This is a genomic window from Sorangium sp. So ce836 (genome assembly GCF_028553905.1).
Lineage (GTDB): Bacteria > Myxococcota_A > Polyangia > Polyangiales > Polyangiaceae > Sorangium > Sorangium cellulosum_D.
This window is the reverse complement of sequence record NZ_CP102233.1, coordinates 12,240,932-12,254,766: the sequence shown is the minus strand read 5'-3', so window position 1 is coordinate 12,254,766 and position 13,835 is coordinate 12,240,932. Positions and strand designations below refer to the sequence as shown.

The window sequence follows — 13,835 nt, the reverse complement described above, 5'->3', positions numbered from 1 at the left end:
GACCGGTCCCGCCGTGGCACGGGCATCGCTAGATCACGCCAGGAGGGAGGTGCATCATGGACTACGAGCGCTTCGTCGAGGAGGTGCAGCGCCGCGCCGGCTTCGAGGGCCGTGACGAGGCCGAGCGCGCGATCGCGGCGACCGCGCGGACGCTGGGCGAGAGGCTGCTGGAGCGCGAGGCGGCCGCGGTCGCGGGCGGGCTGCCGGGGCCGGTCGCCGTCGCGGTGCGCGGCGCGGCGTATCAGGGCGATTTCGATCGCGATGAGCTCTACGACCGGGTTGCCCGTCGGGAGGGCGCGCCGCGCGGCTTCGGCATGGAGCACGCCCAGGCCGTGTGCCAGGTGGTCGGGGAGGCGCTGCCCGAGGCCGAGCGCCTGAGGCTCCAGCGGCACCTGGCGGACTGGGCGGACCTGTTCACGCCGCGCGCGGCCGGAGCGCCCCCGCCGCGGCCGGTGCACGCACCGGCGCCGCCGGAGGTCGGTCATGGCTCGACGCTCGCCACGGGGAGGCCTGGAAGCCGTCACCCCCTGAGCGAGGCGCACCCCGCGACGGCGCACGCGGGGTCGGTCGCCCGATCGGACGAGCCGCACGCGGAGACAAAGCTGTCGAGCAGCCGGGGGCTGACGCAGGAGCGCCTCGGGGACACGCTGGCGGAGGGGCGGCCCGGCCCCGAGCGTCCGGTCAGCGAGACGCAGCGCTGATGACCCCGCCTGGCCGAGAGAGGCTGGGTGCCGTTGTGCTTCTCAATCCATCCAGATGTTCTTGAGTGCTCGGATGTAAACCGAGCTCGGCTCGTCCGCGTCCGCCCATTCGATCCCATCATCCCTGAGTATCTCAGCGCCGATTCGCTCTTGAAGGACAGGCCCGTGACGTCTGTGTACCTGTTCACCATGGCGCGCGGCGACTGAGGACGAATTGCAAACGATTCTCTTTCCTGCTGGTAAATGCTTGCGGTTCAACGAGTCGTTGCGGGTACGACCCGTTATACGTGGCGCTTTTGCAGGTTGATGAATTCGCATTCTCACGTCGTTTATGGTGGCCCATATGGTCTTTTTTTTTGATTAGAGTCGCCCTCCGATGCACAATCGCTCCGATCAGTTCTCCAAGAACTTGCTGCGAGACGGGTTGAGCCTCGTTTCGTCGGCGGAGACCGAGGTGGAGGTCCTGGCAGCGACACAGAAGATCGATGTCTACAGCGTGCCTGATCCGGCGCGGCAGGCCGAGCGCGCGGGCATGGGCCTGCTCGGCGAGCTCTCGGCGGAGCCGAGCCTGTTCGAGCCGTTCCACCGCACGCCGAGCCTTCGTCAGATCCGCCAGTGCCTGCGCAAGCAGCTCACGTGGCATCACGAGCTCGAGCGCCGCGCCCGCTCCGCGGCCGGCTCCGCCGCGCCGGACGAGGACGTCGATGCGTCGCCGCAGCCGGCGGTGGACTTCCCTGCGCTGGTCGTCATCGGCCCGGGGCGCCCTGAGACGGTGCTCGACGCCTACCGCTGCGAGCCGGTGCAACCAGGCGTCTACCACGCCGTGCCGGGCCTGGCGATGCGCGTGGTGGTGCTCGCGGAGCTGCCGCGGACGCGGGCGACGCTGCTCCTGCGGCTGCTCGGCTCGGGCCGCCTCCTGCGCGAGGCGCTGGCCGATCTCGCGGCGCTGCCGGACGATGCCTGGGAGAAGAGCGTCGCCAGGCCGCTGCTGGTACACTTCCGGCTCGGAGGACAGGAGCCGGCGACCGACAAGGAGGACGAGGTGAGCGCAGAGATCCGGGCGTGGTTCGAGGATTATGAGAGGAAGCTTCGCGCCGAGGAGCGGAAGGAAGGCCGCAACGAGGGCCGTGCCGAGGAGGCGGCGCGCGCCGTGCTGACGGCGCTCCGGGTTCGCGGCACCGCCGTGCCGGACGTGGCGCGGGAGCGCATCCTGGCCGAGAAGAATCCGGAGATCCTGGAACGGTGGCTGGAGCGGGCCATCGTCGCCGCGTCGCTCGCCGAGGTGCTCGACGACTTGAGCTGAGCGAAGTTGGCCAGGCAAGGGTCTCTTCGGAGATAGCTTCTGCATGCGCACAGGGAACGTCCTGGCCCTGCTCGGAGTCTGGCTGCGGCGATGAGCTGCCCGTCCCCGCGTTCGTGCGCAATCGTGTTGGCAGCGCTCGCCGCCTGTCGTGGCGGCTCGGAGGCGCCGGGCGCCGGGCCGGCGCCGGATGCGGGCGCTGCCGCACCGTCGCCCTCCGTCGCGCCCACCGCGAGCGCGGCGTCCGCAGTGATCGCCGCGCCGCTGGACGCAGGGGCGCTGGACGCCGCAGCACCGGATGGGGCAGCCCCCGACGGCGCACCGCCGGGCGCCGCAGCCCCCGACGCCGCAGCGCCGGACGCAGCAGCACCGGACGCAGCAGCGGCAGCCCCAGCCCCCGGCGCGGGCTGCAAGCTCCGGCGCGGCCCCCTCTCGCTCTCGCTCCGCGGGCCGGCGCTGCTCTGGACCCCGGACGAGGCGGCCCGCGCGGACTTCCGCGTGATCTTCAACCGCGACGGCGTGGCGCAGCACGTCGCGCCGGCCCTCGGCCCGCTCGCCGTGCCGGCGTCCAGCGGGCTCGCCGCTCCGGGCTCACCGCCCCGTGACGCCGCGCCCGACGCCGGCGCCGCCGGCGGTGAGCCGGCGCGCGCCTCCTGGCCGGCGTGCGAGGTGGCCTCGCGGTTCGTGTTCTGCATGGATCACGGCGGCACCATCCGGAGGACCCCGCTGTGGGGGGGCGAGGGGCCGCCGATCGGCGCCGGGCGCCGCGGCACCGGGATCTCCGCCGTCCCGCTGCCCGGAGGGCACACGCTCCTCGCCTTTCTCTCCGACCGGAAGACGAGCGAGGGCGCCGTGACCCAGGCCTTCGCGGTGCTCGACGACAAGCCCGCCGTGCCGCTCTCCGAGGAGGGCAGCGGCGCCACCTTCGTCGCGCTGTCGCCGTGGAAGGGCGGCGCGCTCGCGATGTACATCGACGCGCGCTCGGCGCTGACCCCGGTGCACGCCCGCACGGTCGGCGCCACGCCGGAGGGCAAGCTCGAGCTCGGGCCCGACGCGGTGCTCTTCGTCGGCGACGCGGGCGAGTCGCGGTTGAACGGCGCGCTCGCGACCGGCGCCGACGGGCCGGCCTACGTGCTCCTCCCGGCGTCCAAGGACATGTCGGCGTTCGGCATGGCGGCGATCCGCATCGACCAGGCGCCGCGCGACGACATGCCGGCGGTCTGGTCGCTCTACCCCAACGGGCTGAGCCCCGCGCCGATCGCGGCCACGCAGGGCGTCTCGCCGATCCACGTGGCCCGGGTCCGGCCCGTCGCGCGCGAGCCCGGGTCGCCGCACGCGCTCGAGCTCGGTCAGCTCGACGCCGAAGGGCGGTTTCAGCCGCGCTGCCTCGCGGTGGAGGGCAAATCGTTCAAGCACGTCGCCATCGAGGCGGATCGCGACGGCTCGCTGTGGATCGCGTACACGACGGCCTCCGGCACCTTCATCGAGCAGCGCGCCCTCGGGCCCTGAAGCCCTCTGCTGCATTTGCATTTGCCGCGCCGACGCGCTGTTGCGCGGTTGGCCCTCCTGGCGTAATCCAGTCGCGTCGATTCGCGGATATCCACCCCTATCATAAATCTTAAGGAGCCGAGATGAAGCTGGATTACGTGCCCACGGGCATTTTATGGCCACTCCTGTCGCTGATCGCGCTCGGCGTAGCGGGCTGCGGCGACGACGGCAATGGCGACGCCGGCGGTACGGAGAGCACCTCGACCGCCACCGGCGGGGGGGGCGGCGCGGGCGCGGCCGGCGCAGGGGGCGCGAGCGGCGCGACGACGGGCACCGGCGCTGGCCCGGGCAGCTCCACGACGACGGGCACCACCTCGACGAGCAGCGGCGATCCTAGCAACACGACCGCCGCCACCACCACCGCTACCACCACGGGTGCGGGCGGCGCGTCGGTGAGCTGCGATTATCCCGCGGACCACGCGAACGGCTCGATCACCTTCTACACGCTCGACATGGGCTCGGCCGAGGTGAACTGCAGCTACCAGATCACGGGGCGGAACCCGGACGTCGTCGCGCACGTGCCGTTCGGCGGAGGCCAGTACTTCGCCGCCATGAACACCGAGGATTACAACAGCGCGGGGATGTGCGGCGCGTGCGTGGAGGTCTCCCGCGACGACGGCCGCAAGGTGCAGGCCATGGTCGTGGACCAGTGTCCGATCGCCACGAACCCGAAGTGCGTGAGGGGCCACATCGATCTCAGCAAGAACGCCTTTCTCCAGATCGGCGAAGAGCGCGAGGGGTATCTCGGGACCACCAACGGCGGCGCGGCGGGGAAGATCTCCTGGCGGTACATCCCGTGCCCGACGACGAGCCCCGTCACCTTCCGCCTCAAGGACGCGACCAACAAGTACTGGAACGAGATCCTCGTCGAGGGGCACGCGCACCCGATCGAGAAGGTCGAGGTGGAGATCAACGGCACGTGGCAGACGGCCACGCGGCAGTCGTACAACTATTTCGTCGTCGGCGACGGGAACATGGGGAATGCGCCGTACCATGTCCGCGCCACCGACATCAACGGCTCCACCGTGGAAGCGATGCTCGAGCTCAAGGCCGGGGGACAGCCCGCGAGCGCTCAGTTCCCCGCCTGCAACTGACCGAGCGAGCCTCCGGGCCGCCGCCCGAGGGCGGCCGCCCGGAGGCCCAGCGGTGGACGCGCCCCTCGTGCAGCGCGGCGTAGATCGCGTCGCGCAGCGCGTTCGCCTCCTCGTGCGTGAGCGTCCGCTCCTGGTAGGATGGCCGGCGCCCGCGGCCAGGACGCGGCGCCGCGCTTTCCAGGAGAACGCCGTGCAAGAGCCTCGCCCCGCCCCGTCGCTGCTCACCGTCGACGACTTCGAGCGCGCAGCGCGCGCCCGCCTGTCCAAGATGGCCTATGACTACTACCGATCCGGCGCCGACGAGGGCAGGACGCTCCGGGAGAACCGCAACGCGTTCCGCCGCCTCCAGATTCACTATCGCGTCCTCGTCGACGTCGCCGAGCGGGACATGAGCGTGACCCTGCTCGGCACGACGGTGCCGTTCCCCATCCTCGTCGCGCCGACCGCCTATCAGCGCCTCGCGCACCCCGACGGCGAGATCGCCTCTTCGCGGGCGGCCTCCGAGCTCGGCACCATCTTCACGCTCTCCACCCTCTCGACGACGAGCCTCGAGGCGGTCGCGGAGGCCTCTCCCGGGCCGAAGTGGTTCCAGCTCTACGTCCACAAGGACCGAGGCCTCACGCGCGCGCTCGTCGAGCGGGCCGAGTCGGCGGGCTACCGGGCGCTGATGCTCACCGTCGACACGCCGCTCCTCGGCCGTCGGATCGCGGACGTGCGCAACGGCTTCGCGCTCCCCGAGGGGCTCGCGATGGCGAACCTCCTCGACGTCGCCGCGGCGGCCCCCGCCTCGGAGCGGGGATCGCTGCTCGCGGCCTACGTCGCCTCGCGACACGACGCCTCGCTCACGTGGCGCGACGTCGAGTGGCTCGGCTCGATCACGAGGCTCCCCATCCTGCTCAAGGGCATCATCCGGCCCGACGACGCGGTCCGCGCCCTCGGGGCCGGCGCGGCCGGCGTCGTCGTCTCCAACCACGGCGCGCGGCAGCTCGACGGCGCCCCCGCCACGATCGAGGTGCTCCCCGCCATCGCCGATGCGGTCGCCGGGCGGTGCCTGGTGCTGATGGACGGCGGTGTCCGGTGGGGTACGGACGTGCTCAAGGCGATCGCGCTCGGCGCCCGCGCGGTGCTGGTCGGGCGGCCAGTCCTGTGGGGACTCGCGGCGCTCGGCGGCGAGGGGGTCGCGCGCGTGCTCGGGGGCTTGCGCGATGAGCTGTCGATGGCCATGGCGCTCGCCGGCTGTCCCACCCTGGCTTCCGTCGATCGCGACCTGATCCGCCGGGCTCAGGCACGATGAGGGATGCCGAGTCGCACGAGCGCGGAGTTTTCCAAGATCAGCGCTGTCCAGCGCTGGACCACGCGCTCGTCAGATTGCTGCGCTCCCCGGCATCAAGGCGTCTTCGACGAAAGAAAAGGTGGCGGCCACTCGACCTCACCCGTACACTCGGCGGCCGTGAGCGGTGCAGTACCTGCGAGGGAGCGGTGGCGGGGGCTCTTCCGGCGAGGCGCTGGCGCCTCGGGCGGGGGGCCGGATTCCGGGGGAGCGGACGCGACCATGGGGATTCGCCTCCGCCGCTTCGCGGGGCCGGCGGCTTACCTCGAGCAGGTGTCGTCGCTTCGCATTGCCCACCTGACGGACCAGCATGTCGGCCGGGTGACGTCGGTGCGGGTGCAGCGCGCGGCCGTGGCGCTGACGAACCTGCAGCGGCCCGATCTCGTCGTGCTCACGGGCGACTTCGTGTGTCACAGCCAGCTCTACCTCGATCAGCTGGAAGAGGTGGTGCGCGGCTTCGAGGCGCCGGTGATCGCCGTGCTGGGGAATCACGATCACTGGTCGGGCGCGGACGCGGTGAAGCGCGCGCTCGAGCGGGGCGGCGCCGCGGTGCTCTGCAACGCGAGCACGGTGATCACGCTGGGCCACGAGCGGCTCCAGGTGGTGGGGCTCGACGACGCCTATACCGGCCACGCGTCGCGCGAGAAGGCGGTGAAGGGGATGCGGCGCGATCTGCCGACCCTGGGGCTCTCGCACATCGCCGAGGAGGCGGACGGCCTCTGGCGCCACGGCATCCCGCTGGTGCTCTCGGGTCACACGCACGCGGGCCAGGTGACGGTCGCGCGCCTGAACGAGCTCTCGATCGGCAAGATCGCGGGGCACCGGTACATCCACGGGCTCTACGGGACGCGCAAGCGGGGCGAGCCCGGCCAGGGGGCGGTCTACGTGGGGGCGGGGATCGGCGCGGCGGTGATGCCGCTGCGGCTCGGCGAGCGCGGCCAGCGCGAGGTCGCGATCTTCGAGCTGGGCAGCGAGCCGGGGTCGTTCGACGAGCACCACGCCGAGCAGCTGCCGCTCCGCGGGCGCAAGCCGTCGCCGGAGCTCCTGGCGAGCCGGGCGGCGCGGGTGGCGAGGAACCGGGAACGGCGGGCGCGAGCGCACCGGTACGGCGAGGGGAGCGCGGGGGGAGAGCCGTAGGTCGCCACCGGCTTGCGGCGGCTCGCGCGGCGTCAGCCCGGGTAGAGCGCGCGGCCCAGCGCGGCCTCGAAGGCGGCGCGATCGTGGTAGATCTCGATGCCGCCGGCGGCGAGCTTCGCGAGCCAGACGCCCAGCGCCACGATCTTGGCTCCGACGAGCACGTGCTGGAGCACCGAGCCGCGCTCGCGCGCGGCGCGGAGGTACTCGACCATGCGGACACGCACGATCGAGTCGTAGCCGGTCATCCGCGTGCAATCGACGAACTCGTCGATGTGCCCGTGGAGCGCCATGGCGTGCAACGTGGGCTTGACGAGGCCGGGGACGAGCGATGCGTCGATGTGCCCCGCAAGACGGTAGTAGATGAGATGGCGCCCCGGATACGAGATCTCGATGCTGCCCCGATCGGACTCGTGGCGGACATCGACGGGAAGCGGCGATACGAGCATGTCGTTCTCCTGCGCTTCACGCCCCCAGAGAGCCAGGAAATGGACGTCGAGCGCTGTACCCAATCTACGCCACGCACGCCGCGCGCGCGAGCGCCAGGGAACATAGGCCCCCGCCGAACGCGGCGACGACGCGCCGATCGGACAGGCAGATAGGGAACTGCGCTGGAAAAATTCAGATTGCCTGGAGCGCGGCCCCTGGCGGCGCCGGGGCGTTCCGCTCGGCCGCGCCATCGCGGAGCGGCGTCAGGGAGCCCGCGGCGCCGACGGGGCGGGCAGGGGCGGGGCCGCCGGGGGCGATCACTCGACAGGCGGGGGGTCGCACGCGCCGCGCACGTCGACGGAGATGCCGCTCGCGGCGGCGACGCACGCGTTGGAGTACGTCTGGCCGTCGCAGCCGCACACGGGCGCGAGCTCCTTCGTGCAGACCTCGGGCTTCTCCGCGCAGGTGCCGGCCGCGTCGGCGCGCCCGCAGATCGCGTCGGGCGCGTACTTGCAGTAGAGCCCCTCCCCGCAGACGCGCAGGCCGCCGAGGGTGAAGCCGCCGCAGCTCTCGCCGAGCCCCACCACCGTGGGGCCGCACTCCCCGAGGCTCCTCACCGAGACGCCGGCCGTCGCCGCGACACAGTCGTTGCCGTACGTCAGGCCGTCGCAGCCGCAGACCGGATCGTAATCCTGCCTGCACACCTCGGGCACGAACTCGCACGTGCCGCTGCGGTCGTAGGCGCCGCAGTTCGCCTCGGGGGCGAAGTCGCAATACAGGCCCTCCGCGCAGCCGATGCCCGCGATGCCGGCGCACATCTCGCCGGGCTGCGCGAGGGGCGAGCAGGCGTCGGCGCCGCAGGAGAGCCGGAGCGCCACCTCGACGGACGCCCGCGGCGAGAGGACCTGCACGACGTACGACCCGGTGCCCCGGCTCTCCCACGTCGCGACGCCTTGCCCCCGGCCGCCCCGGAGCCGCCGGACGTGCCTCAGCCTACCTTCGCTCGTGACCTCGTGGAGCCTGAAGTCGACCGCGGCGCTCCTGCCCCCGGCGATCGGCTGCAGCTCGAGCGTGAGCGTCCTGCCCGGATGGCTCGTGAAGTGCGCGTAGACCGACCGCTCCCGGTCGACCGTGAAACGGTTCTCGTGATCGAAATACACGGGGACGACCGCCACGTCGCTCAGCCTGAGCGCGCCCTCGACTGTCCCGGTCTCCTCTAGATCCGCGCCCTCGGCACCGTCGGATGATGCCATGCAGCCAGCGAGCGTTACAGCGAGAACAGCTCCCAGAACATCTGCCATCTTCATGATCGTGCAAACTCCTCGTGAAGAGACACGCCCAGCGCTCCGGGCGTCTCCTCGGAAATGCGAAGCGCGCGCGAGCGGCAGCGCCAGCGCAGCCGCCGGGCGAGCCGACTCGGCCTGCCCTCTCAGGCAGGCGGTTGCCAGGACCCCATCGAGGACCCGTCAATCGCCCCTGAGAGCGCGCGCCGAGCGATTCGCGCGACGGCCGCCGTGCGCGACGCGCCTCGCCGCGATGTCGCCCTATCCTCCATGCCGTCGAGTCCTCGCCCGACCTGGGGCGGTAGTGCGTCTGTATGTCCGCACGCCAGCGCCTTGACGATCGCTCTCCTTCACTCATCCCACGTCGTCAGCTCTCATCGACTCAGCGTCTGCTCGCCTCCCGCGTGGGCCGTTTGCAATCAGCGTTCCCCGCGAGAAGAGATGAGTCCGCTCGCCGCCGATTTCTGCGGTGTCACGGCACCGCGGAGCGCGGCGGTCGTCGGGTCCGGGCAGGGCCGGGCGGGGCGGACGGCGAGAAGACCGCGCGCACCCCCTGTTCCCACCTCACACGCGGGGATGAGGCGTTCCGCCACACAGGGGGTGCTCATCGTACGACCGCATCCCGCGCTGCGGGGCAGTTTGCTACGCGGAAGACCTGGAGGGGGCGCCGGCAACGCGGGCCCGGTCTCAGCGCGTGTGATGATGACATAACGGCTCCGGCGCTCCGCGGGCGCCCGGGGTGTGGAGCGCAGTGGTGCGCGGCCAGCGAGGGGAGGAAACCAAGGGAAAGTGAGGGGGAGGAAAGGGGAGGAGAGGGACGCGGGGAAGCGAGGGAGGCCAGGTGCGCTCGGCGCGCGGGTCGCCGGCGGCGGCGCGCCGCGCGCGTTTCGTGGCGGCGCGGTGGTGACGCCCCTTGCTTTCGCCGCGCGAGAACGGCTAAGTCTCGGTCTGCTCGAATGGTCCGTGCCAACGACAAGACAGCCAGCAACCGCACCCCTCGGGAGCTGAACCGCTCCCTCGTCCTCGATCTCGTGCAGGAGCACGGCCCGATTTCCCGCACGAACCTCGCGCGGTTGAGCGGCCTGACCAAGCCGACGGTCTCGGCCATCATCGAGGAGCTGCTCGAGAACGGCAGCGTCCGCGATGTCGGGACCGAGTCGCGCGGCGGGCGCCCGGCGCGGCTCCTCGAGTTCAACGATGACAGCGCGGCGTACCTGGGCATCGAGATCGGCGTCGAGCAGACGGCCGTTGCCGTGGCCGACGCGCGCGGGCGGATGCGGGCGCGCCTGGAGCAGCCGGCCGTCCTGCGCGATCCGCACCGGACGGTCCGCGACGTGGCCGAGCTGTTGCCCAAGGTGCTGCAGCTGAGCGGGGTGCCGCGGAAGCGGCTGCGCGGCGCCTGCGCCATCGTGCCTGGGCTCATCGAGCGGCCGAGCGGGGTGTGCGTGCTCGCGCCCAACCTGGGCTGGGAGCGGTTCCCGCTGCGCGCGGAGCTCAGCCGCGCGCTGCGCATGCAGGTGCCCGTGTACAACCTGCCTCAGGCGGCGGCGGTGGCGGAGGGGGAGCTCGGCGCCGCGCGAGGACAGGTGTCGTACGTGTGGATCTACGTCGGGCTCGGCGTGGGCGCGGGCCTCGTCGTCGATGGGCGCCTGTTCTTCGGGATGCAGGGGTACAGCGGTGAGATAGGCCACTGCCGCGTCGCTGACGACGGCCCGCCTTGCGGCTGCGGTCGCCGGGGCTGTCTGGAGACGTTCACCTCGGTCATGGCGCTCCGGCGCGCCGCCGAGGCCGCGTCGGCGCGCTCTCCGCAGCTGGCCGCGCTCCCCCGGCCGCACGCGGTCGGCGCCGTCGCGGGCGCGGCGCTCGCCGGCGACGAGAGCGCCCGCGCGATCTTCCACGAGGCGGGCGTGCAGCTCGCGCGCGGCATCGGGGTCTTGCTGAACCTGCTCAACCCCCAGCTCGTCGTGCTGGGCGGCGAGCTGCTCGCCGCGCCCGACATCCTGCTCGAAGGCGTGCGCGAGGAGCTGCCGCGCCAAGCCGTCCGCGCGGGGGCGGTGCCGGTGGTCGCCTCTCCGCTCGGCAGCGAGGCCGGCCTGCTCGGCGCCGTCCTGCTCGCGCGCGAGGGCGCGGTGCGCTCGCTCCGCCTCGTGCCCGACGGCGTGCTCCAGGACAGCGCGCCGTAGCGCGGGGCTCCACGCGGGGAAGAGGATCGGAACCGCAGAGGCGCAGAGGGCACAGAGGCAGAGAAGAGGAGAGATGAGATCTTCTTCTCTCATTCACTGACTCTCTCTCTAATCCTCTGTGCTCTCCGTGCCTCTCTGTGGTTCCAATCCTCTTCATTCGCCTCTCCCCATGCGTGGCGTCGCTACGCGGGCGAGGCGCGCTCCCCGCGGGCCGGGCTGCCCGCGGGGGACGCCGAGCCGAAGCGCCGCTCGGCGAAGAGCGGCGCGAAGGCGTGTCGATCGTGCCACGTGAGCGCGCCGAGCAGGCCGAGCAGGATGACGGCGTTGATGCCGGCGCGGGGATCGAGCAGCAGGTGGAACAGCGCGATGTTCACCACGACCGGCCAGAGCAGCGCGAGCGCGAGGGGGCGGCGGCGGTCGAGCAGGAGCAGGACCGCGGCGGTGATCTCCACGGCCTTCACGGCATAGACGTAGCCGCTGTCGACCAGCAGCTGGACGAACGGGTGGAGCGGCTCGGGGACCGGCACGACGCGGACGAATCCGTTGATGCCGCCGAGCAGGACGATGAGACCGAGGGCGACGCGGGCGGCGCCGACAGCGCGAGGGGGCATGGGTCCTCCTTGGGGTTTCAGAGGACCACGATGGGCCCGGCCGAGGCCGGCGCTTGTACGAAGTGGCTGCGCGCCACGGAGCCCGGCGTGCGGCCCAGCGTGGCGGCGACGGCGCGCGCCAGGTGCGCCTGGTCGTGGAAGCCGCCGGCGAGCGCCGCCCGCGCCGGCGCGGCGCCGTCGACGAGCGCCCGGACGGCGGACATGACGCGCAGGAAGGTCATGTAGTCGCGCAGCGGGTGGCCGAAGGCGTCGTGAAAGAGGTGCGAGAGCCGCGAGCGCGAGAGGCCCTCGGCCGCGGCGAGCGGGCCCAGCGCGGGGCGGGCCGGCGCCTGCCCCGCGAGGCGATGCATGGCGCGCAGCACGCGGCGGTCGCACGGCGGGCCGCCCGGCGCGAACGCGCGGGCGCACGCCCCCATGAGCTCGCGCGCCGTCGCGTGGTCGAGCCGGCCGCGGAGCACGTCGCGCGCCGCCGCGCGCACCCGATCGGCCTGCGCCCCCTCGAGGACCAGCGCCCGCCCGCGGCCGACCGCCTGCGCGCCGGCGCCGAGCCCGTCGGGCGGCAGGAACACCGTGACCGTCGCGCCCGGCGCGCCGACGGAATGGGCGACCCCGGCGCCGGTGAGCACGGGCGCGCGCACCCCGAACGGCAGCCCGCCCTCGACGGCGACCTCGAGCGGGCCGTCGAGCGGCACCATCAGCTTGACGAGGTGGAGCGCGTGGCGGCGCGTCGCCCCGGCGCCCTCGACGACGTGCACACCGCCGTGGCCGACAAGCGCCGTGTGCTCGCGAGCCGTCACGCGCAGCAGCGAACCACTCCGGCGCGGGCGGCGCAAGCGCGGAGCCGAGGAGCGCCGCCGCGAGCAGCCGAATCCGAAATGGAACGAGACGCGCGCACGTAATCGCGTCGGCCCTCGATGCCGGGCTGATCCAACGTGTCGAAAACTGTCGTCAGGACTGGCAGACCTGTGCCAGGTCCGAGTAGGATCGTCGCGAGTTGGAAGCGACATCACGGCGGATTGGGGCCGCCGGGGTGTCGGCGCCATGGCCTCGTGCCGGAGGACTGGACGCATGATCAGATGTCTTAAGCATTCCGTTTTTATCTCCATATTTCTCATCTTCCTGGCGGTTTCTTCCTGCGAGCGGATGAGCCAGATGGGAGGGCGGTGCGAGTCGACGGCCGATTGTGAGTCGGACACCCAGTACGCGCCCGGCACGGAGTGCACGGACAACGAGTGCACGTGCGTCCAGGAGGGGCACACGCTGTGCTGCGCGCCCGAGGACACGGCGCCTGACTGCTTTCTCGCCTGCAGGCCGTGCAGCGAGTGCCAGGAGGGCTGGTTCAGCTGCGCGCCGGGGACGGCCGGGACGGCGTGCGACAACGACGCGAAGTGCGCCGGACCGCCGGACCCGCGCTGCGGCGCCGGGCGGTGCGTGGACCGGGTGTGCCAGCTGGAGATCTACCCGGGCCCGCTGCCCTCCCAGGTGCGCGGCGACTGCGCGCAGCTGGAGTGCACGCACGAGGGAAAGGTCGTCTCCAAGCCGGATCCGGCCGACTTCTACAACGACGGCAACCTGTGCACCTCCGATGTCTGCTCGGTGGAGAACAGGCCTGTCAACGTGCCTTTCGACAACGGGATCAGCCTCATGGATCTCTACTCGGTCGACCAGATCTGCTACGAGGCGCAGCCGTTCGACTGCATCGTCGAGGACGACCAGTGCGGGACCCGGCGCATCTGCGTCCCGACCGTGGGCGCGCAGCGCGGCGGGGGCTTCTGCGCGCCGAGCCACTGCATCAACCTGCGGCGCGACCCGGACGAGGCCGACGTGGACTGCGGCGGTATCTGCAGGCGGCCGTGCGAGAACGGGTCGCGCTGCTCCGTCCCGCAGGACTGCATCTCCGGGGTGTGCCTCGGGGACCCGAAGACCTGCCAGAGCCCGTCGATCTCGGACGGCGTGCGGAACGGCTCCGAGACCGGCGTCGACTGCGGCGGTCCGTGGGCGCCCTGTCCGCCGGGCGGCGGTTGCGCGACGGGCGCGGACTGCGAGACCGGCGTCTGCTGGGCGGGCGTGTGCGAGGAGCCGACGTGCATCGACGGCGTGCGGAACGGCGGCGAGCTCGGCGTGGACTGCGGCGGGCAGGCGTGCCCGGAGTGCCCGCGGTGACGCGGCGCGATCGCTCGATGCTGCGCGGCCGCTCGACGCTGCGCGGCCGCTCGACGCTG

General features: G+C 72.4%; 12 protein-coding genes. 8 read left to right on the top strand and 4 right to left on the bottom strand.

Going from position 1 to position 13,835, the window contains the following annotated elements; all coding sequences use genetic code 11:
* Positions 1–56 precede the first annotated feature (56 nt).
* The 6 genes from NQZ70_RS44775 (at position 57) to NQZ70_RS44750 (ending at position 7,110) form a co-directional block, all read left to right on the top strand.
* The gene (locus NQZ70_RS44775; RefSeq protein ID WP_129579692.1) at positions 57–701 is read left to right on the top strand and encodes a DUF2267 domain-containing protein; all 645 of its coding nucleotides are present in this window, start codon (positions 57–59) and stop codon (positions 699–701) included.
* Positions 702–1,077: 376 nt separating this feature from the next.
* On the top strand, positions 1,078–2,004 hold the full coding sequence (locus NQZ70_RS44770) for a hypothetical protein (protein WP_129579691.1): 927 nt from the start codon (positions 1,078–1,080) through the stop codon (positions 2,002–2,004).
* 246 nt (positions 2,005–2,250) lie between these two features.
* Entirely contained in the window at positions 2,251–3,510 is a 1,260-nt protein-coding gene (locus NQZ70_RS44765) for a hypothetical protein (RefSeq protein WP_129579690.1), read from the top strand.
* Between the two features lie 122 nt (positions 3,511–3,632).
* Positions 3,633–4,643: an expansin EXLX1 family cellulose-binding protein gene (locus NQZ70_RS44760; RefSeq protein WP_272826903.1), complete on the top strand. Its 1,011-nt coding sequence runs from the start codon at positions 3,633–3,635 to the stop codon at positions 4,641–4,643.
* A 190-nt stretch (positions 4,644–4,833) separates the two neighbouring features.
* A complete protein-coding gene (locus NQZ70_RS44755; protein ID WP_129579689.1) occupies positions 4,834–5,937 on the top strand; it encodes an alpha-hydroxy acid oxidase in 1,104 nt (367 codons plus the stop codon).
* A gap of 258 nt (positions 5,938–6,195) precedes the next feature.
* Complete coding sequence (locus NQZ70_RS44750; RefSeq protein WP_129579688.1) at positions 6,196–7,110, top strand: metallophosphoesterase; 915 nt, start codon at positions 6,196–6,198, stop codon at positions 7,108–7,110.
* 32 nt (positions 7,111–7,142) lie between these two features.
* Here NQZ70_RS44750 and NQZ70_RS44745 read toward each other — a convergent pair whose 3' ends face one another.
* Both NQZ70_RS44745 and NQZ70_RS44740 read right to left on the bottom strand, forming a co-directional pair.
* The gene (locus NQZ70_RS44745) at positions 7,143–7,556 is read right to left on the bottom strand and encodes a hypothetical protein (protein ID WP_129579687.1); all 414 of its coding nucleotides are present in this window, start codon (positions 7,554–7,556) and stop codon (positions 7,143–7,145) included.
* A 297-nt stretch (positions 7,557–7,853) separates the two neighbouring features.
* The gene (locus NQZ70_RS44740) at positions 7,854–8,789 is read right to left on the bottom strand and encodes a Kazal-type serine protease inhibitor domain-containing protein (protein WP_237244622.1); all 936 of its coding nucleotides are present in this window, start codon (positions 8,787–8,789) and stop codon (positions 7,854–7,856) included.
* A gap of 986 nt (positions 8,790–9,775) precedes the next feature.
* Here NQZ70_RS44740 and NQZ70_RS44735 point away from each other — a divergent pair.
* Positions 9,776–11,002: an ROK family transcriptional regulator gene (locus NQZ70_RS44735; RefSeq protein WP_129579686.1), complete on the top strand. Its 1,227-nt coding sequence runs from the start codon at positions 9,776–9,778 to the stop codon at positions 11,000–11,002.
* 182 nt (positions 11,003–11,184) lie between these two features.
* Here NQZ70_RS44735 and NQZ70_RS44730 read toward each other — a convergent pair whose 3' ends face one another.
* Together NQZ70_RS44730 and NQZ70_RS44725 are read right to left on the bottom strand one after the other, a co-directional pair.
* Positions 11,185–11,613: a membrane spanning transport protein gene (locus NQZ70_RS44730; RefSeq protein WP_129579685.1), complete on the bottom strand. Its 429-nt coding sequence runs from the start codon at positions 11,611–11,613 to the stop codon at positions 11,185–11,187.
* A 17-nt stretch (positions 11,614–11,630) separates the two neighbouring features.
* A complete protein-coding gene (locus tag NQZ70_RS44725) occupies positions 11,631–12,410 on the bottom strand; it encodes a helix-turn-helix domain-containing protein (RefSeq protein ID WP_129579684.1) in 780 nt (259 codons plus the stop codon).
* 355 nt (positions 12,411–12,765) lie between these two features.
* On the opposite strand from NQZ70_RS44725, the gene NQZ70_RS44720 reads away from it, so the two are divergent.
* Positions 12,766–13,776: a hypothetical protein gene (locus tag NQZ70_RS44720; protein WP_129581950.1), complete on the top strand. Its 1,011-nt coding sequence runs from the start codon at positions 12,766–12,768 to the stop codon at positions 13,774–13,776.
* Positions 13,777–13,835 lie beyond the last annotated feature (59 nt).